General features: G+C 68.3%; 14 protein-coding genes. 7 read left to right on the top strand and 7 right to left on the bottom strand.

Annotation, left to right across the window (positions count from 1 at the left end; genetic code table 11):
• Positions 1–21 precede the first annotated feature (21 nt).
• The 4 genes from AB1L88_RS22455 to AB1L88_RS22440 all read left to right on the top strand — a co-directional run bounded on the left by AB1L88_RS22455 (position 22) and on the right by AB1L88_RS22440 (position 4,703).
• On the top strand, positions 22–585 hold the full coding sequence (locus AB1L88_RS22455; RefSeq protein WP_367098931.1) for a hypothetical protein: 564 nt from the start codon (positions 22–24) through the stop codon (positions 583–585).
• 58 nt (positions 586–643) lie between these two features.
• Positions 644–1,942 (top strand): galactonate dehydratase, encoded by a 1,299-nt coding sequence (gene dgoD, locus AB1L88_RS22450; protein ID WP_367098930.1) that lies wholly within the window; start codon positions 644–646, stop codon positions 1,940–1,942.
• A gap of 15 nt (positions 1,943–1,957) precedes the next feature.
• Positions 1,958–2,920 (top strand): 2-dehydro-3-deoxygalactonokinase, encoded by a 963-nt coding sequence (locus tag AB1L88_RS22445; RefSeq protein WP_367098929.1) that lies wholly within the window; start codon positions 1,958–1,960, stop codon positions 2,918–2,920.
• 163 nt (positions 2,921–3,083) lie between these two features.
• Positions 3,084–4,703 (top strand): glycosyltransferase family 39 protein, encoded by a 1,620-nt coding sequence (locus tag AB1L88_RS22440; RefSeq protein WP_367098928.1) that lies wholly within the window; start codon positions 3,084–3,086, stop codon positions 4,701–4,703.
• Between the two features lie 38 nt (positions 4,704–4,741).
• Here AB1L88_RS22440 and AB1L88_RS22435 read toward each other — a convergent pair whose 3' ends face one another.
• The 6 genes from AB1L88_RS22435 to AB1L88_RS22410 all read right to left on the bottom strand — a co-directional run bounded on the left by AB1L88_RS22435 (position 4,742) and on the right by AB1L88_RS22410 (position 13,197).
• Positions 4,742–5,281, bottom strand: a complete 540-nt coding sequence (locus AB1L88_RS22435) for a hypothetical protein (RefSeq protein ID WP_367098927.1) — start codon at positions 5,279–5,281, stop codon at positions 4,742–4,744.
• A gap of 119 nt (positions 5,282–5,400) precedes the next feature.
• A complete protein-coding gene (locus AB1L88_RS22430) occupies positions 5,401–6,060 on the bottom strand; it encodes a hypothetical protein (protein ID WP_367098926.1) in 660 nt (219 codons plus the stop codon).
• A gap of 49 nt (positions 6,061–6,109) precedes the next feature.
• The gene (locus tag AB1L88_RS22425) at positions 6,110–6,730 is read right to left on the bottom strand and encodes a Uma2 family endonuclease (protein ID WP_367098925.1); all 621 of its coding nucleotides are present in this window, start codon (positions 6,728–6,730) and stop codon (positions 6,110–6,112) included.
• 102 nt (positions 6,731–6,832) lie between these two features.
• Complete coding sequence (locus tag AB1L88_RS22420) at positions 6,833–8,182, bottom strand: enolase C-terminal domain-like protein (RefSeq protein WP_367098924.1); 1,350 nt, start codon at positions 8,180–8,182, stop codon at positions 6,833–6,835.
• Positions 8,183–8,384: 202 nt separating this feature from the next.
• Positions 8,385–9,788, bottom strand: a complete 1,404-nt coding sequence (locus tag AB1L88_RS22415; protein ID WP_367098975.1) for a DUF1501 domain-containing protein — start codon at positions 9,786–9,788, stop codon at positions 8,385–8,387.
• A 304-nt stretch (positions 9,789–10,092) separates the two neighbouring features.
• Entirely contained in the window at positions 10,093–13,197 is a 3,105-nt protein-coding gene (locus AB1L88_RS22410) for a PSD1 and planctomycete cytochrome C domain-containing protein (RefSeq protein WP_367098923.1), read from the bottom strand.
• Between the two features lie 527 nt (positions 13,198–13,724).
• Between AB1L88_RS22410 and AB1L88_RS22405 the strand changes: the two genes are divergently transcribed.
• The 3 genes from AB1L88_RS22405 to AB1L88_RS22395 all read left to right on the top strand — a co-directional run bounded on the left by AB1L88_RS22405 (position 13,725) and on the right by AB1L88_RS22395 (position 17,831).
• Positions 13,725–15,404 carry a LamG domain-containing protein gene (locus tag AB1L88_RS22405; RefSeq protein WP_367098922.1) on the top strand — a complete coding sequence of 560 codons (1,680 nt, stop codon included), beginning with the start codon at positions 13,725–13,727 and terminating at the stop codon, positions 15,402–15,404.
• A gap of 69 nt (positions 15,405–15,473) precedes the next feature.
• Positions 15,474–16,271 carry a protein-L-isoaspartate(D-aspartate) O-methyltransferase gene (locus AB1L88_RS22400; RefSeq protein ID WP_367098921.1) on the top strand — a complete coding sequence of 266 codons (798 nt, stop codon included), beginning with the start codon at positions 15,474–15,476 and terminating at the stop codon, positions 16,269–16,271.
• Between the two features lie 495 nt (positions 16,272–16,766).
• Positions 16,767–17,831 (top strand): DUF1559 domain-containing protein, encoded by a 1,065-nt coding sequence (locus AB1L88_RS22395; protein WP_367098920.1) that lies wholly within the window; start codon positions 16,767–16,769, stop codon positions 17,829–17,831.
• A 100-nt stretch (positions 17,832–17,931) separates the two neighbouring features.
• On the opposite strand, the gene AB1L88_RS22390 is transcribed toward AB1L88_RS22395, so the two are convergent.
• Positions 17,932–18,333 carry a hypothetical protein gene (locus AB1L88_RS22390; protein WP_367098919.1) on the bottom strand — a complete coding sequence of 134 codons (402 nt, stop codon included), beginning with the start codon at positions 18,331–18,333 and terminating at the stop codon, positions 17,932–17,934.
• Positions 18,334–18,531: the final 198 nt, after the last annotated feature.

The following is an 18,531-nucleotide window of genomic DNA, read 5'->3' as shown; positions in this document are numbered from 1 at the left end:
TTTCGGAGTCATGAGGATACGATGATGCGATTCCTGGCGATCGTCCTGCTCAGCATCCTGGCCGCGATCGCCTACGGAATCGCTCACGATCAGATCACCGCGCGTGTCTGCCTGGAATACTTCACGGTCGGCCACCCGGCGATCCTGCCCCCCGAGCTCTTCGACTCCCCGACCTGGCAAGGCATCCTCTGGGGTGTCATCGCCACCTGGTGGGTCGGCCTGATCCTTGGGGTTCCGCTCGCCGTGGCCGCCTGCCCAGCCGGGCGGCCGAAACGATCGGTCCGGTCGCTGGCCCGGCCGATCGGCCGATTGCTCGGCGTGATGGCGGTCGTGGCCCTGGCGAGCGGGATCATCGGCTTCGTGCTCGCCCGCCTCGGGGTCGTCTCGCTCGTCGAACCGATCGCCTCGAAGGTCCCCGCGGAGCGGCACGCCCGATACCTCGCCGCCCTCTGGGCCCACCTGGCAAGCTATGCCTCCGGACTGATCGGAGGGATCGTGACCATCGCCCTCGTCTGGCGTTCTCGGCGGCCCGTCGAGCAACACACCGTAATACATGAGCAAACAACAACGAGACTCCCGGACTGACTGACCGATTGCAGCGAACGAACCTCTCCCCCCTCGACCCCGAATCCCGGTGCTCCCGATGAATCCGACCGGCCCGAAGTTCCCCCACCGTCGCTCCGTCTTGCTCTCGATGCTCGGCGCCGCCGGAGGGGCCGCGGCCCTTGGGGCGATCACCGCGCAAGACCCGTATGATCCCCGTCGCGAGGTCGACGATCCCAGGGGCGTCGTCGAGGGGAAACGGCGGGCGGCTCAGATCGTCGGGGCGGGCGAGAAGTTGACGATCACGCGATTGGAGACGATCCGCGTCAAGCCGCGCTGGCTGTTCCTGAAGATCCACACCGACGCCGGGATCGTCGGCCTGGGCGAGCCGATCGTCGAGGGCCGCGCCGAGACCTGCATCGCCGCCGTCAAGGAGCTGGAAGGCTACCTGATCGGCAAGGACCCGAGGCCCGTCGCCCACCACTGGCAGGCGATGTATCGGCATGCCTTTTACCGAGGCGGTCCGGTGCTGACCAGCGCGATCAGCGGCATCGACATGGCGTTGTGGGACATCAAGGGCAAGGCCCTCGGCGTGCCGGTGTATGAGCTGCTCGGCGGCCCGACCCGGACCCGGATCCGGGTCTACGCCCACGCGCGATCCCCGGAGGCGATCCGGCGGGCCAGGGAGGAGGGCTTCACCGCCTTCAAGACCGGCCCGAGCAAGAACCGCCCCCCTCGGATCGTCGAGAACCCGGCCTTCGTCCGCAAGGTGGCCGACGGCTTCGCCTCGCTCCGCGAGGCCGTGGGGGACGAGTGCGACATCGGCATCGACTTCCACGGCGCCGTCCCTCCTCAGACGGCCAAATTGCTCATCAAGGCGATCGAGCCCTATCAGCCGATGTTCATCGAGGAGCCCGTCGCCTGCCAGAACGTCGACGCGATGGCCGACATCGCCCGGAGCACCCACCTGCCGATCGCCACCGGCGAGCGGATCTTCACCAAGTGGGGCTTCCGCGAGATCCTGGAGAAAGGGGCCGCCTCGATCCTCCAGCCCGACCTCTGCCACGCGGGAGGGATCACCGAGACCCGCCTGATCGCCGGGATGGCCGAGGCGTACTATGCCGCCATCGCCCCGCACAACCCGCTCGGGCCGATCTCGCTGGCCGCCGGGCTCCAGCTCGCCGCCTCGATCCCGAACTTCCTCTGCCAGGAGCAGGTGAGCCTGGGGGACGGATACATCAAAGAACCGTTCCGCGTTTCCGAAGGGTACATCGACCTGCCGAAGGGGCCCGGACTCGGGATCGAGCTGGACGAGGACGCGATGGCCGACGCGATCGGCCACGAGTGGACGAACCCCGAATCCTACGACGTCTTCGACGGCTCCGTCGTCGATTGGTGACATGAGGGGACGACGATGCCTGACCTTCCGGCCCGATTCCTGAGCGGCGACTGGGGCACCTCGCGGCTCCGCGTGCGGCTCGTGGACTCGGATACGCTGGCGACGCTCGCCGAGCTTGAATCCGACGACGGCATCGGCCCGACCTTCCGCGCCTGGCAGGAGGCCGGCTCGCCGGGCGACCGCGAGGGGTTCTACCTCCGCGTGCTCGCACCGCTCGTCGATCGGATCGGGAAGGCTTCGGGCGTTGATGTGACAAGCCTGACGCTGGTGCTCTCCGGCATGGCCTCGGCGACGATCGGCATGCGAGAGCTTCCCTACGCCACCGCCCCGCTGCCGCTCTCGGGCGATGCGCTGCCGACGGCCCGGCTCGCGCCGGGCATCCTCCCGTGCGACACCCTGCTCGTCACCGGCGTCCGCACCGACCACGATATCATGCGGGGCGAGGAGACCATCCTCCTCGGCCTCGCCGCCGACGGCCTGACCGACGCCCTCGTGATCCTTCCCGGCACCCACTCGAAGCACGCCGTCGTCCGAAACGGCACGCTCGAAGACTTCCACACCTACTTGACCGGCGAACTGTTCGCCCTCGTCCGCGATCACAGCGTCCTCCGCTCCTCGCTCGCCCCCGGCCCGACGCCCGGCGAGGCGTTCGAGCGTGGCGTCCGCGATGCCTCCTCCGCGAATCTCCTCGGCGAGCTGTTCTCCCTCCGGGCCGGGTCCGTGCTCCACGGCACCCCTCCCGAGGAGAACGCCGCGCGGCTCAGCGGCCTCCTGATCGGCACCGAGCTGGCCGGGCTGGCGTCGGACTCGGTCGCGGACCTCCCGATCGTCTTCGCCGCCCCCGAGCCGCTCCTCTCGTTCTACCGGGCCGCGTTGCGCCGCCTCGGCTTCGAGGCCCGCTGTCGGTTCATCCCCCCCAAAGACATTGGCCGAGCCGTCGCCCTGGGCCAGCGGGCGATTCTGGGAGGTGAGTCTTGAGCGGACGAGACCAACGGGGGATTGGCATTGCGGGCGATCCACGATGATCTTATAAGGACTCGCATACGCCGATCGGAGGCTACCCGACCGCGTCATGCTGAACGCGGTCGGTGGGCTTCTAATCGACTCAGGGGAACGGACTCCGGCCGCAGGGAGGCGTGCCATGGCTTCGGAGGAACGCATTGGCGGCTCGGCGACTCGCATCCTGATTCTTGGATCGGCCATGGTGTTGATGATCGGGATCGCCGCGTTTCTCGCCGTCTTCGTCATCACGCGGCAGGGGAACCTGGCGTGGGATGACGCGGCGTACCTGGAACAGGGGCTGCGGCTGGCGCGGCTGGTCGAGGAACGCGGGGCATTGGCCGTTGTCGAGGTGCTGCGGGAGGGGCCGAAACCGCCCTTGCTGGCGGCCTGGATCGAGGCGGTGGCCCTGGTCGTGGGCCGAGAGCGGGTGATGGCGGTCATCACGCTGGCCGCGGTGGTGCCCTTCGTCTTGCTCTCGGCGAGTGTGGCGGCGATCGCCCGGCGACGATTCGGGTTGCCGGCGACTCCGGTCGCCGTGCTCTTGCTGGGGGCCTCTCCGCTGGCGCTCTCGTACGGGGCGAAGGTCATGGTCGAGACGTTCATGGCCCTCTGGGTCCTTTGGGCGTACGACGGGGCGGCACAGACGCTGGAACGGCCGAGCCGGCGCAACGCGATGGTGCTCGGCGCCGCGTTGGGGGCCGCGGCGATGACCAAGTTCACCGTCGTGCTCCTGCTGACGGCGCCCATGATCGGGTTCGCCGCTGCCCTCGCCCGTCGCGAGGTTCCTCGCGTGGTCAAGGCCCGGGTCTGGCTCTGGATCCTCGTACCCGCCCTGGCCATCGCGGCCCCCTGGTATGCCGAGCATGGGGAATCCGCGGTGCGATTTGCCCTGCGGGCGTCGCAATACAATCTCCTCGCCGAGGGCCGGGCCGACTCCACCCCCATCGGGCATCGCCTGATGGGTCTGGGCGAGGATCTGGCGGGGTGGCCTGCGCTGGGCGTCGTCGCGGCCCTGGCGGTGGTGGCGTTGAGGTCGAGTGCGGGCCGGCGGGATGATTCGTCCGAATCTCGGAAACCGAATGTTGCGTTCGAGCGAATCACCCTGCTCGGGCTGGGCTGCGGGGCGGCCATCCTGATGTTCCCGCCGCACTTCGACGCCCGATTCCTGTTGCCGGCCTGGCCGGCGCTGGCGGTTTGCGCGGCGGGGTGGATACGGGCCTCGATCGCCGAGGCTCCCGCGATTGGGAAGGGGCTGGTGTATGCCGCCCTGGGGGTCGGTCTTGTGTCATCCTGCCTCTCGCTGCACCGGGAGCCGAGGACGACGACCTACTGGGCGGCCGGGCAACTGATCGACGATCTGGTCGATCGTTGTGGGATTCGGACCCTCGGCAACATCGGGGATGGCCCCGACTGGAACGTCTGCAAGACCGGGTTCCTCAACGAGCTGCGGGCCGATCCGGCAAGCTGCTTCGTGATGTACGACCTGTCGCGATGCCCGGCCGAAGAGTTGGTTCGCCGCATCGGGCGGCTCGATGCGCTGGTCGTCCTGGACCGAAACGCCCTGCCCCCGGTGCTGCTGATCGGCGCCCCCGGCCTGAATCGGGCCTATGATGTACTCGACACCGCACTGGCCGGCGATCGGTTCGAACGCATCGAGCCGCGCGTTTCTGTCGATCTGCCGCCCCTGGCGATCTACGTGTCCCGGCAGGAGAGGGAGCCTGTCGAGGCTCGGGGTCCTTCAGACGGCCACCGGCGGTGAGGCCCTGACCGCTCTGGTATCCGGGCCGGCCGCCGGCTTCACATGTGGGACCACTGCCGGTGGAGGAACGCGACGGCCGCGAGTAATTCGGTTGACTCCCATCCGGGCTCGATCCAGATCTGCCAGGCTCCCCACCACCCCGGGCCGACGATTCCGACCAACCTGGGGATGCCCCGCACTGTGCCCTTCCAGGAGGTCCCGAAGAAGGGGGTGTCGATGGTCCAGGTCACGCCATGTGCCAGGGTCAACGTGTGCCGCTTGCGGACGAGGGAACGGACGGAGAGCTGCCAGGCAGGCCCGCGATCGGAGTCCCGGAGCATGGCGTATCGAAGGCCGGGGATGATCCCCTCGGGGCGAATCACGCCCGCCGCGTGCCCGTCGGCATCGAGGATCCGGACCCTCGGCGAGTACCGGGAGCGTGGCTCCAATCGAAGGCGGAGATTACCCGGAGATTCGTCGGACACCTCGTCTCGACCGGTCGCGTCGAAGACGCTGACGGGTTGGGCCGTCCCCTCTCCGATCAGGGAGTAATACCAGCGGGCATCGTCCAGCCAGGCCGGCGAGCTCGACCGCTTCATCCCTCAGCCTCCCTTTGCCCGACTCGTGACACGCCCGAGGGATTGGACCGCGGTGTCGACCCGATGCTCCGTAGTCTCCGATCCGGAAGCCGGGCGGTAGGCATTCTGCCGGGGAGACGCTATGGATCGCGTTGGACCGGCCCTGACTCCACACTCCATCCGTCATCATTCCGGAGGTGAATCAACTCCCCATTGCCAAAGCCTTTGAACTCAACCCGTTCAGGATCGGCAGATGTTCGCGCATCACCTGGCGGCTCGTCCAACTGAAACAACAACGCGCCCAGATCGTTCCTGGCACGAAGCTCGTGCGGTGAACCCACGACCCAGATCGAACCAACCTCTGTCTCAAGGTCAAGCCGGACGTCCGACGGCACCCGAAGTTCCACCGTGGTCGTCAAAGAACAGCCGGTATCCTCTCCCTGTCGCCTTCGCGTGACCACCTCGACCCCATGTGCTTCCTGATCAACTTCGACCTCGATCGAGTCGAGCGACTCCTCAGCGTGCACCTGGGACTTCTTTTTGCACAAGCTATTCCGAGTGACCGACACCTCGACGCGGTCGGCAGCTCCGGGCTTCACGATGATGGCGCCTCCGCAAGCATCAACCTTAATGAGAGGAGCATGCTCGACATCGACTGACCAGCTCTCTGTGACGCTTGCCCCCTTGTATTCGTCGTCGGACAAGGTGAGCAAGGCGAAGTCCCCCCCACAACCGACGACGGGCAGCGAGGCAAACAGCAGAACGAGGCTCAACGTGCCGGAGCTCGCTCTCGAATCCATGATGAGTCTCCTCCAAACAACCGAGGGAGCCAGGCGGTATGGGGCAAGCTCAGACGCGAGGCGACGCAGGCAGCAGCGAGGAGACGGGGAGTTCTGCGATGGGCTGGCCGTCGAGGATGAGGGGGGCGGATTCTTCGGGGCCGTAGGAGCGGATCTGGAGGTAGCCGGGGGTGTCGCCGCCGATGGGGTCGGCGGGGGTCTCGACGCGGCGGGTGCGGAGGTTGAGGACCCAGTAGTTCGAGACGCCGCCGGCGGCGTAGGCGGCTCGCATGCGGCCGAGGTCCTTCGGGACGCTGGAATCGGCGACCTCGACGACGAGGCCGACGTCGCTGGGTTTCGGAGGTCCATCGGGGTAATCGTCTGGGATGCCACGGACGATGATGAGGTCTGGCTCGGGGACGTAAAGCGGGCCCAGTTCCAGGGGGCTCTCGACTGCGACGTACCACCCTTCGGGCACGATCCGGAACATGACGGCGTTGAGCTTGTTCTGAGCGACGATGTGTGGCGGATTTTTGCCCATCTTTTCGACGAGTTGCCCCTCCCAGAGTTCGACGTGGCGGACGTTGGGAATCGCCCCAATCTCGATCATGCGGAAGTAGGTCTCGGCCGTGATCGGCAAAGGGCGGCCGCCACGAGGCGAGGTGGGAGGGCTGGTGGTGGCGGTGCTCATCGAAGTGGATCTCCCGGAGGTGGAGTGGCCGCCGACGGCTCGATCGTACCGCGAGGGAAGCACGGTCGTCGAGTCGAGCCGGTCGGCCTGGGGGCGGCGGGGTCAGGGGTGGATGACGGTGCCGTCGTCGAGGCGGAGGTTGCCCCAGTGCATGTCGAAGGGGGGATCGTCGCCGACGGGGAAGCGGGCGGCGAGGGATTCGTCGAGGTCGACGCCGAGGCCGGGGCGGTCGATCGGCTGGAAGGCGCCGTCGATCATCTCGGGGCAGCCGGGGAAGACATCCTGCTCGGCCTGGGAGAAGATGCGGCCTTCCTGGATGCCGAAGTTGGGCACGGCGAGGTCGAGGTGGACGTTCGCGGCGTGGCCGACGGGGGAGAGGTCGCCCGGGCCGTGCCAGGCGGTCCGGACGCCGAAGAACTCGCAGAGGGAGGCGACCTTGCGGGCGGGGGTCAGGCCGCCGATCATGGAGATGTGGATGCGCATGAAGTCGATGAGGCGATCGGTCACGAGGGGGAGCCATTCGCGGGGGTTCGTGAACAGCTCTCCCATGGCGATCGGCACGGCCGACTGGGCGCGGAGATGCGTGAAGTAATCGGCATCTTCGGGGCTGAAGGGGTCCTCGATGAAGAAGGGGCGGAAGGGCTCGACCGCCTTGACGAGGCGGATGGCCTGGATGGGGGGGATGCGCTCGTGGACGTCGTGCAGCAGTTCGATGTCGTCGCCGATGGTGGCGCGGAGGTGCTCGAACAGGCGGGGGACCTCGCGGGCGTAGGCGACGGGGTCGAAGGCGACGGTGCGGCGGTTCTCGGGCTGGGCCTCGTCGATGGCCCCGGTGCGGACGCCGTAGGTGCTGGCGCCGCCGGAGCGGCCGCCGTACTGGATGCGGACGTGGCGCTGGCCCTGCTCCATGAGGGAGCGGACGCCGTCCTCGACCTCCTCGGGCGTCTCGCCGCGGACGGAGCGATAGGTCGGCACCTTCTGGCGGCACTTGCCGCCGAAGAGGCGATGCACGGGCATCCCGGCGACCTTGCCGAGGATGTCCCAGAGGGCCATATCGACGCCGCTGAGTGCGTTGTTCAGGACCGGGCCGTGACGCCAGTAGGAGCTGAGGTGCGCCGACTGCCAGACGTCGTCGATCTCGAGCGGGCTCTTGCCGACGAGGAAGGGCTTGAGGAACTGGTCGACCGCCGCCGCGACGAGCTTGGCCCGCTGGGTGAAGGTGGCGCAGCCGAGGCCGTAGAGGCCGTCCTGGTCGGTCTCGACCTTGACCACGACGAGGCGGATGCCGGCCGGGGCGGTGAGGATGGCGCGGACGTCGCGGATGGTCAGGTCGGGAAGCCGCTCCGATCCGGGGGCCTGCGGGTCATCGGCCGCGAACGCGGGACGGGCCGAGGCGAGTGCGCCGGCACCTGCGCCGGCGAGGACGGAACCGAGCCAGTCGCGTCGTTGCATGGGGGAGGCTCCGGGGAGGATTTTGAGCCACGGATGAAACACGGATGGAACACGGACGAGAAATAGGAAATCTTGATTACGAGAACATTAATATTGATATTCTTAAAATTCGCTTCTTCTTTATCCGTGTTCCGTCCGTGTTTCATCCGTGGCTCATTTCATTTCCGACTCCGTGAGAGCGTTCCTCCATACCCGAGCTTCCTCACGCGATCAAGTCGGTGACGATCCGGCCGTGGACGTCGGTGAGGCGGAAGTCGCGGCCCTGGAAGCGGAAGGTGAGCTTGGTGTGGTCGAAGCCGAGGAGGTGGAGGATGGTGGCGTGCAGGTCGTGGACGTGGACGGGGTTTTCGGCGACCGAGAAGCCGAGCTCGTCGCTGGTGCCGAAGGTCTGGCCACCCTTGATGCCGCCGCCGGCGAGCCACATGGTGAAGGCGTTCGGGTGGTGGTCGCGGCCGTCGGAGCCGCCCTGGACCATGGGGGTGCGGCCGAACTCGCCGCCCCAGACGACGAGGGTGTCGTCGAGCAATCCACGCTGCTTCAGGTCGGTGATCAACGCGGCGCAGGCCTGGTCGGTGTTGGCGCAGTTCTTCTTCAGGTCGCCGACGAGGTTGCCGTGCTGGTCCCAGGCCTCGTGGAAGAGCTGGACGAATCGGACGCCGCGCTCGACCAGGCGGCGGGCGAGCAGGCAGTTGTTGGCGAAGGAAGGTTTGCCCGGCTCGGCACCGTAGAGGTTGCGAATATGCTCGGGCTCGGATGCGATGTCCATCAGCTCCGGGGCGCTCGACTGCATCCGGTAGGCCATCTCGAAGGAGTTGATGCGGGTGGCGATCTCGGGGTCGCCGGTCTCGTCGAGCCGCATGCGGTTGAGGGCGGAGATGGCGTCGAGGGAATCGCGCTGGAGGTGGTCGTCGACGCCGTCGGGGTTGGAGAGGTAGAGGACGGGCTCGCCGCCGGTGCGGAACTGGACCCCCTGGTAGACGGTCGGCAGGAAGCCGCTGCCCCAGTTGGCGTTGCCGCCGCTCGGGCCCTTCGAGCCGGAGCTGAAGACGACGTAGCCGGGCAGGTCCTTCGACTCGGAGCCGAGGCCGTAGCAGGTCCAGGCCCCGAGGCTCGGGCGGCCGAACTGCTGGGCGCCGGTGCTCATGAGGATTTGAGCAGGAGCATGATTGAACGCATCACCCACCATGGACCGGACGATGCAGAGATCGTCCGCGACCCTGGCGGTGTGCGGCAGCAGCTCGGAAATCTCGGCGCCGCTCTCGCCGTGTCGGGCGAACTGGAATTTCGGCCCGAGCAGCTTCGAGTTCGGGTTGATGAAGGCCGCGCGGTAGCCTTCGAGCAGTCCGGGGGGCGGCAAGGTGCCGTCGAACTCGGCAAGGGTCGGCTTGTTGTCGAACATCTCCAGGTGGCTCGGGCCGCCGGCCATGAACAGGAAGATGACGTTCTTGGCCTTCGGGGCGTAGTGCGGCGCCTTGGGCGCCAGGGGGTCGGCCGCGGGGGTCTTCGCGTACCCTTCCTGCGCGAGCAGGTGGCCGAGGGCCACGGAACCGAGCCCGACCCCGCACTGCTGGAGGAACCAGCGCCGGCCGACCTGCGATGGGTCCATGTTGCGGTCGTGATGGGACTGGCAGTTCACAGGGAGGGCCTCCGGGGCGTTGGGCGCGATGCTGAACGGGAGAGAAGGCGGAGTTTCGAGCCACGGATGGAACACGGATCAGAAGGGAGGGGAGCGGGCCGAACGCGAAACCGGGATCAGCGAATCAGTTGGTTTCTGGCATGATGCAGCGGTGTCCTCTGTGGATTCGCCCTGACTGCCGCACCCTGACTTCGATTCTCTTGAACTTATCTGTGTTTCATCCGTGTTTCATCCGTGGTTCATAACTCCCCTGTGCCTTTCCGAGACCTGCCGATTATTCCTTGGTGATCGTCTCGTCGAGGTTCAGGAGGACGCGGGCGACGGTGGTCCAGCCGGCGAGGGTCGCGGGGGAGATGCCTTCGGGCGGAGCCGCGTCGGCGATCATGGCGGACGGGTCGAGTTCCCCGGAGGCGTAGCGGGCCGACTGGCGTTCGAGCAGGTCGAGCAGGACGGCGGCCTCGGCCTCGGTCGGGGTTCGAGAGACGCAGAGGCGGAAGGCGTGGGCGAGGCGGTCGGCGTCGGAGTCGCCGGCCTCGCGCAAGGTGCGACCCGCCAGGGCGCGGGCCGATTCGAGGAAGACGGGCTCGTTGAGGGTCACGAGCGCCTGGAGCGGCGTGTTCGATCGGGACCGGCGGACGCACGAGGCTTCGCCGGGGGGGGCGTCGAAGGCGTCGAGGGCCGGATAGGGGACCGACCGGAAGCGGAAGGTGTAGAGGCCGCGCCGGTAGCGGTCGGGGCCGGTGGCCGTCTCCCAGACCTTCGGTCCGTAGCTGGCCGGGGGTTGAAACAGGAACTCGGGGGCGGGGGGGAAGACGCTCGGGCCGCCGACCTCGGGATTGAGCAGGCCGCTGGCGGCCAGGGCGATGTCGCGGACGATCTCGGCATCGACCCGGTGCCGGGGGCCGCGGGCGAGGAGGCGGTTGTCGGGATCCTGGGCGTAACGCCCGGGATCGGCCGACGAGGTCTGCCGGTAGGTCGCGCTGGTGACGATCTGTCGATGCAGCTGCTTCAGGCTCCAGCCGTTGTCCATGAAGGAGACGGCGAGCCAGTCGAGCAACTCGGGATGGCTCGGGGGGGCGGCCTGCGAGCCGAGGTCCTCGGGCGTGGCGACCAGGCCGGTGCCGAAGTGGTTCTGCCAGACGCGGTTGACGATCGACCGCGCGGTCGTCGGCGACTCGCGGGCCACAAGCCAGCGGGCGAAGCTCAGGCGGTTGGGCGCCCCGTCCTCCTCCGGCAAGGGATGCAGCACGGCGGGGACGCCGGGGGTGACGGGCTCGGCGGGCTTGAGGAAGTCGCCGCGGTCGAGTCGGCGAGTCATCCGAGGGGTGTCGCGCCTCTGCAACACAAGCTGGGTCGCGCCTTCGGGGTGAGTCGCCCAGAGGGCCTCGATCGCCTCGTTCGCCTCGGCCCACTCGGGGACGAAGGTGCGCCAGCTCGAGAAGACGGCGGCGACCTGAGCGGGCGAGCGGTCGTCGGGGGGGATGGCGAGGATCTCGCGGACGCGGGCCGGGAGCGGGTCGGCCGAGGGGTCGGGGGCGTCGGTGACGGAGAAGCGGAAGCGGCCGAGGTTGTTGTTCTGGTTGTCGTCGCTGTTCCAGCCGCCGTGCATCTGGACGAGGCGGAAGGTGAGCGAGGCGCCGCCGGGGAAGTCGATCGGCTCGTCGAAGACGAAGACCGCCTTGCGCGGGACGTTGCTGCGGCCGGGGCCGATGTCGGTGGTCCAGGCGGTCTCGTTCTTGCCGTCGATGGCATAGGCGATCGGCCCGGTCACGCGTTTCGTGTCGGTGCGGTCGTCGAAGGTGGGGTCGAGGTCGGCCTCGGGCGGGTTCACGTCGGCCGAGGCGCGGGCGATCTTGACCTCTCGGGGGCCGTGCTGGCCGTCGATCGAGGAGGCGACGACCTTGAACTCGGAGAGGGCGAACAGGCCGAAGATCGACCGGCCGGGGCCGCCCTTGGGCAGTTCGGGGTCGTTGAGCAGTTCGAGCCGGACGGCGGTGATTTTGCCCGGCGATTCGACCGTAACGGTGAAGTCGGTCGTGTGCTTGGTGGGGGCGTAGCCGGCGGCGAGGACCGAGCCGTCGTCGAGCAGATAATGCTTCTGGCCGCCGCTGGCGTCGAGTTCCGGGCGGACGACGGACCAGTCGGGCTGATCGTCGCGGACGGTCTCTTCCCAGGCGAGCATCCGCTCGCGCCAGTCGGGAGAACGGTGCTTCAGGTCGTCCTCGATCGCGGCGATCTGCCGGAAGATCTCGGCCCGCTGGCGTTGTTCTTCGGGCAGGTAGACGGCGACGTTCGACTCGTGCGCATTGTTCAGGAAGGCGAACATGCGATAATATTCGGAGTGCGAGATCGGGTCGTACTTGTGCGTGTGGCACTGGGCGCACGAGATGGTCAGGCCGAGCACGGCCTTGCCAACGGCGTCCATCCGATCGAACATCGCTTCCATGCGGAATTGTTCGGGATCGATGCCCCCTTCCTCGTTGATCATCGAATTGCGGAGGAAGCCGGTGGCGACGACCTGGTCTTGCGAGGCGTCGGGGAGCAGGTCGCCGGCGAGCTGTTCGATGACGAACTGGTCGTAGGGCAGGTCGCGGTTCAGGGCGTTGATGACCCAGTCGCGGTAGGCCCAGACGAAGCGGGCCTTGTCCTTCTCGTAGCCGTCGCTGTCGGCGTAGCGGGCGGCGTCGAGCCAGAGGCGTCCCCAGCGTTCTCCGTAATGGGGGGAGGCGAGCAGGCGATCGACCAGGTGCTCATAGGCCTCGGGAGACTCGTCGTTGACGAAGGCGTCCACCTCCTCGGGGGTCGGCGGCAGGCCGATCAGGTCGAGCGAGAGGCGGCGGATGAGGGTCGTGCGGTCGGCCTCGGGGGAGGGTTCGAGCCCTTCGGCATCGAGCCGGGCGCGGACGAAGAAGTCGATCGGGTTGCGGCACCACTCAGGGTCGGAGACGCTCGGCAATTCGGAACGCTCGGGGGGGATGAAGCCCCAGTGCTGTTCGAACGGCGCCCCCTGCTCGATCCAGGCGTTGAGGGTGGCGATTTGCTCGGCGGTCAGGCTCTTGCCCGAGTCGGGCGGGGGCATGCGGTCGAGGTCGTCGTCGGAGGTGATCCGCCAGTGCAGCTCGCTCTCGTCGAGGCTCCCGGGCACGACGGCGACGCCGCCGGAGGGGGTCGGCTCGAAGAGTCCGCCGGGCAGGTCGAGCCGCAGGCCGCCTTTGCGGTCGGCCTCGTCGGGGCCGTGGCAGCGGAAGCAGGCGTCGGAGAGGATCGGCCGGACGTCCCGGGCGAAGTCGATCGGCGTGTCGGCGGCGGCGTCTCTGGGCAGGACCGTCGTCAGCACGGCCAGGAGCCCGAGGCAGAGGGTTCGGGGCCGGCTCGTCATCGATGTCACCTCGCGAGCGTCGTGTCGTGGTTCGGGGTCCGGTCGATCGGGCGCGGCGGGCCCCGAGTCGGAGCCGGCCTGTCGGCCATCGATCCGGACCAATAAAAGGCGGGGAGGCGAGCACGTCTCAATCAGGCGGGGGGGTACGGCTCGATTCGCCGTCCGGCAACGGCGAGATTGCCACACTTTATGGTATCGACCCGCTCGCCGAGACTCAACCCTCAGCACGTTCGCGGGTGCGGCACGGGGGCCTCGCAACGGGGATCGATCGGGGCCCCGCGCGAGAGACGCAAGCGTCGCGGAGGTCATGAGGAGGGCGAGGTGAACGGACGCGGCCAACGTCGCGGCGTCCCTCCTTCAATGGATCCACCCGAGGAGCCGTCGTCCCGGGTCGCCAGGCCCCCAGGGACGAGATGGATTCGAGGACCAGGGGTAGCCTTTTGCAAATGGGCCCCGCGTCGACGACGATACAGGCAGGGAAGAACGCCATCCCCTCGACAACCTTCTCGAATTGAGCACCGCGTTCCATGATGACCGCCCGGCTTTGCCTGCTGATGACGCTCGGACTCGGGCTCGCGAGCCCGAAGGCCGAGGATGACCTCGATCGCGACCTCATCGCCCACTGGCCCCTCGCCGGCGACTTCCGGGACCATTCGGGCAACGGCCTGGACGCGACGGCCGAGGGGGACGTCGACCCCGGGGCCCTCGGGCGGGACGGCGAGGCCGGACACGCGGCGGGGTTCGACGGGCAAGGGGGCAAGCTGGTCGTCCCTGCGCGTCCGGCGCTCGATCTGGCCGGGGCCGATCTGACCCTCTCGGCCTGGGTCTTCACCGAAGGGAATGTCGATTCGCCGATCGGCGACCTGATCAGCCGATACGACCCGGACGGCCGACGCGGCCTGATCCTCGGGATCAAGACCAACGCGGGGGTGACCTTCAGCCAGGCGAATCAACGGCACCTGCAATTCGGCATCGACGACGATCGGGAGTCGGACTGGATTGACGTCGGCACACCGGGGGGCGAGCGGTCGATCCTCCCCTTCGCGCTGGCCTCGCACGAGGGGTCGCTCTACGCCGGCACCTGCGAGCCGGGCGAGGGGGATGCGGGCCGCGTCTACCGCTACGCCGGGGGGACCGATTGGATCGATTGCGGGGCGCCCGACGGCAGCAATTCGGTCACGAGCCTGGCCGTCTTCGAGGGGAAGCTCTACGCCGGGACCGGGCGCTATCGGGTGGCCGGGTCGAGCCTGCCCGAGTCGCCGAACGAGACGCCCGGCGGCCGGGTCTTCCGCTACGAAGGCGGCACGACCTGGGCCGATTGCGGCCAGCTGCCCGGCGTGATCGCCGTCAGCGGCCTGGCGGCCTTCCGGGGGAAGCTCTACGCCGGGTCGCTCTACGCCCCGGCCGGCTTCTTCCGCTACGAAGGGGGCACGACCTGGACGGCGCTGGAGACTCCCAAGGGCAAACGAGTCGAGGCGATCGCTCCCTTCGACGGCCACCTCTACGCCACCAGCTACGACCAGGGGCACGTCTTCCGATACGACGGCCACGACTGGACCGACCTCGGCCCGCTGGGCGACCCGGAGCTGAACACGCAAACCTATTCGCTCGCGGTCTACCGGGGGGCGCTCCACGTGGGGACCTGGCGGAGCGGCCGGGTTTATCGGCTCGGCGAGCAGGGGGAATGGATCGACGCGGGCCGGCTGGGGGAGGAGCTGGAGGTGATGGGCATGCTCGTCCACAACGGCCGACTGATGGCCGGGTCGCTCCCGCTGGCCCAGGTCTACCGGTACGAAGGGGGGCGGCGCTGGCGGCTCCTGACCCAGCTCGACGACACCCCGGACGTCGTCTATCGCCGCGCCTGGACGATGGCCGAGCATGGCGGGCGCCTGTTCGCGTCGGCCTTGCCATCGGGGAGGGTCGTGGCGTATCGGGCCGGGGCGATGGCCTCGTGGGATCAGGCCTTCCCCGCGGGGTGGCACCACGTGGCGGCGGTCCGATCGGGGGGGACGCTCCGGCTGTTCGTCGACGGCACGGAGGTCGCATCGGAATCGGTCGAGGGCGCCGAGACGTTCGACCTTGCGACCGAGGCCCCCTTGCGGCTCGGCTCGGGGCCGAATGCGCCGTTCCGGGGGCGGCTTGCCGAGGTCCGGCTGCATGGTCGGGCGTTGTCGGCCGAGGAGATCCAGCGTCTGGCGTCTCCGTGACGCCAACACCGCGCTGGGCCGCCTCCGGAGCGTCTCGCCCGATGAATGCGACCATGAGGAGCCATCGAGATGAATGCTCCAGGCCTTGAACGTTCCTTGCTTTCATGCGTGAAGATGCTGGGCTGGTTGATCAGCCTCGGGCCGGTGCTCGCCTGCGTCCCCGGCGATCCCGGCCGGGGCCCGTCCGGACAGGAACCACCCGCCGGGGGGGGAGACGACCCGTACGCCCGCCGGCGGGGCAGCATGGTCGACCGTCAGCTCCACGCCCGAGACATCGACGACGACCGGGTGCTGGAGGTGATGGCCCGGGTCCCCCGCCACGAGTTCGTTCCCGAGGACCTGCGCGACCTGGCCTATGCGGATCGCCCCCTGCCGATCGAGAAGGACCAGACCATCTCGCAGCCGTACATCGTGGCCCTGATGACCCAGCTCGCCCGGCCGCAACCCGGCGACCGCGCCCTGGATGTCGGCACCGGGTCGGGCTACCAGGCCGCCGTGCTGTCCGGCCTGGTCGAGGAGGTCTGCAGCATCGAGATCCATCGAGAGCTGGCCGATTCGGCCCGGGAGCGGCTGGCCCGGCTCGGCTACCGCAACGTCAGGGTCCGTCACGGGGACGGCTACCGGGGCTGGCCCGAGGCCGCGCCGTTCGACCTGATCATCGTCGCCGCCGCGCCGCCCGCCATCCCCGAGCCGCTGATCGACCAGCTCGCCCCGGGCGGGCGCCTGGTCCTCCCCGTGGGGGACGGGCCCGGCCAGAATCTGGTCCTGATCGACAAGGGGGTCGACGGGTCGATTCATCGGGAGACGATCGCCCCGGTCTCGTTCGTCCCCATGACCGGCGAGGCCCAGGACCCCCGGTCGCCCTGAGCGTGGCGTTCGGGGCGGCCCTCGGCCGTCGCCCGGCACATCGGACGCCGCCAATCGTCGGCGGGGAGGGCCGCGCGCGGGCTGCGGAGCCGCCCGCTGCCGGCGCGATCCGCCCGCGTTCCCTCGCGCAATCAAGAATCAACACACAAGTGAACGCCGAACATGTTTCGCCCGGCCGCCGGCCTGCGCCCACCGGCCCGCCGGGGAGCCGCCATGTAAAACAATTGCTCGACCAAGAAAAAATCGAAAAAATTCGCTTTACAAGCATCGAGCCACTCGACACATTATGAACGCCGGAAAAAGTTCGTGCGTTTCGATCCGTAGTCCTTTCATTCCGACGGATCAGGATTTCGGTGTTCAAGCATGTCCGGGTGTGCGATCTGGCGCACGCCGGCGGCGAGGATGCGTGCGCGGTCCCGCCGAGCCTCCGCGGAGGGTCGGGGGGGGCCGGTTCACCTCAGATGAGTTCTCACGTCTCGACAAAGGGGTTGTCCATTGAATCGGTCTTCGACCCGAAGCCGTTCCGGCTTTACGCTGATTGAATTGCTCGTCGTCATCGCCATCATTGGCGTTCTCATCGCGTTGCTGCTGCCGGCGGTCCAGTCGGCCCGCGAGGCGGCGCGTCGGGCCCAGTGCATCAATAACCTGAAGCAACTGGGTCTGGCGCTGCACAATTACGAGTCGACCGTCGGCTCCTTGCCCTGGGGAGACGGGCCGGACCAGTGGAACCAGTGGTCGTCGTTCGCGCTGATGATGCCGTACCTGGAGCAGGGGACGATCTTCAATGCCATGAACTTCGACTGGGGGTTGCAGAACCCGGCGACCCTCTGGAACACGACGGCCCAGCGGGTCACGATCAGCTTCCTCCAGTGCCCGTCCGACGAGGACCGGCTGACGAACGCCGAAGGGCACACCAACTACGCCGCCAACGCCGGCAGCGCCCCGGCGGCCTTCTACGACTGGAACAACACCAACGCCTTCAACGGCGTGTTCGGCTGGGCCGGCAACTCGCGGCGTGCCGCCGCGGAGCCGAACTACCGCAAGAACAAGCCGATCGTGGTGCTGGCCGACATTCGCGACGGCACGAGCAACACCGCCGCGTTCAGCGAGAAGGTCAAGGGGATCGGCATGCCCGCCAATCCCGGGGTGCTCGACCTGACGAACCCGTCGTCGAGCCCCATCCAGTTGCCCACGCCGACGGGCAACGACCTGATCGACCCGCGTGCCTTCTACCAGCAGTGCCGCGCCACCGGCCCCGGCACCCCGGGGGCCGTGGTCACGCCGAACAACTACCCCTACGGGTACTACTGGTTCAATGGCAGCATCGCCAACACGCGGTACAACCACGTGATGCCCCCCAATAGCCATAGCTGCAACTACGGGGGCCGCTGGGGCAACGCCGGGGGGGCGTACACGGCCTCCAGCCGGCACCCGGGCGGGTCGAACGTCGTCTTCTGCGACGGGTCGGTGAAGTTCGTCAAGGGGACCATCGCCCCCGAAGTCTGGTGGGCGCTCGGCACCCGGGCCGGCGGCGAGGTCATCTCGGCCGACCAGTATTGATCGCCCCGGCCCGATCGTTCGGCGGGCCGGCCGGATCCGCTCGGGGATCCGGCCGGCCCCCGTCCGCTCGACCGCCTCGGTTGAGGGCCGAAGCGAAGGGTCAAGGCCCCCCGCTGCCCCCGGGCATCGGCAATTCGACATCGAGCGTGTTCTCCCCCCGCGCGACGTCGATCGACGTCGCCGCGTACTGCAGCTCCGGGTCCTGATCGATCAACGGCCCCGAGAACGTGACCTGGTTCACCCCGACCAGGGTCGTCACCGTGTACGACCCGTCTTCCCCGATGACGGCCGACCGGGCCGGCTCGAACTTGCGCTCGACGTTCGACGGGTCGAACGCGATCGTGTGGCCGGCCGCCGGCTTGCCCCGCAGCATGACCGTCCCCGAGACGGTCCCTTCGGCCGTCGAGGTGTCGACCGACGGGCGCCCGCCCCCGCATCCCGAGCCCACCAGAAGCGCGGCCGCCGCCGCGATCCCGCCGATTCGCCTGAGTCCGGATCGCATCGATTTGCTCCTCGCGTCACCACGCGAAATGTTGAACATTCTTTCACATAGGAACGATCGTCTGTTCGGCTCTAGCCTGACAGATCGGCCGGGGTGTTGCAACCGAGGGGTCTCCCGAAATCCGCGATCGCTCAGGGGCTGGCCGCCGGCGAGACATCGAGCATCGCCCCGTCTGCTTCGCGGATCTCGATGACCCGA

The organism is Tautonia sp. JC769 (genome assembly GCF_040717455.1).
Lineage (GTDB): Bacteria > Planctomycetota > Planctomycetia > Isosphaerales > Isosphaeraceae > Tautonia.
The sequence above is the reverse complement of the archived record's forward strand: the minus strand, read 5'-3'. Positions and strand labels throughout refer to the sequence as shown.

What these genes read in the sequence shown, in the direction of transcription:
- AB1L88_RS22410 (WP_367098923.1), bottom strand. Translation starts at nt 13,197, where the DNA reads ATGACGAGCCGGCCCCGAACCCTCTGCCTCGGGCTCCTGGCCGTGCTG.
- AB1L88_RS22440 (WP_367098928.1), top strand. Translation starts at nt 3,084, where the DNA reads ATGGCTTCGGAGGAACGCATTGGCGGCTCGGCGACTCGCATCCTGATT.
- AB1L88_RS22430 (WP_367098926.1), bottom strand. Translation starts at nt 6,060, where the DNA reads ATGGATTCGAGAGCGAGCTCCGGCACGTTGAGCCTCGTTCTGCTGTTT.
- AB1L88_RS22400 (WP_367098921.1), top strand. Translation starts at nt 15,474, where the DNA reads ATGAATGCTCCAGGCCTTGAACGTTCCTTGCTTTCATGCGTGAAGATG.
- AB1L88_RS22405 (WP_367098922.1), top strand. Translation starts at nt 13,725, where the DNA reads ATGATGACCGCCCGGCTTTGCCTGCTGATGACGCTCGGACTCGGGCTC.
- AB1L88_RS22420 (WP_367098924.1), bottom strand. Translation starts at nt 8,182, where the DNA reads ATGCAACGACGCGACTGGCTCGGTTCCGTCCTCGCCGGCGCAGGTGCC.
- AB1L88_RS22425 (WP_367098925.1), bottom strand. Translation starts at nt 6,730, where the DNA reads ATGAGCACCGCCACCACCAGCCCTCCCACCTCGCCTCGTGGCGGCCGC.
- AB1L88_RS22390 (WP_367098919.1), bottom strand. Translation starts at nt 18,333, where the DNA reads ATGCGATCCGGACTCAGGCGAATCGGCGGGATCGCGGCGGCGGCCGCG.
- dgoD (WP_367098930.1), top strand. Translation starts at nt 644, where the DNA reads ATGAATCCGACCGGCCCGAAGTTCCCCCACCGTCGCTCCGTCTTGCTC.
- AB1L88_RS22445 (WP_367098929.1), top strand. Translation starts at nt 1,958, where the DNA reads ATGCCTGACCTTCCGGCCCGATTCCTGAGCGGCGACTGGGGCACCTCG.
- AB1L88_RS22415 (WP_367098975.1), bottom strand. Translation starts at nt 9,788, where the DNA reads ATGGACCCATCGCAGGTCGGCCGGCGCTGGTTCCTCCAGCAGTGCGGG.
- AB1L88_RS22455 (WP_367098931.1), top strand. Translation starts at nt 22, where the DNA reads ATGATGCGATTCCTGGCGATCGTCCTGCTCAGCATCCTGGCCGCGATC.
- AB1L88_RS22435 (WP_367098927.1), bottom strand. Translation starts at nt 5,281, where the DNA reads ATGAAGCGGTCGAGCTCGCCGGCCTGGCTGGACGATGCCCGCTGGTAT.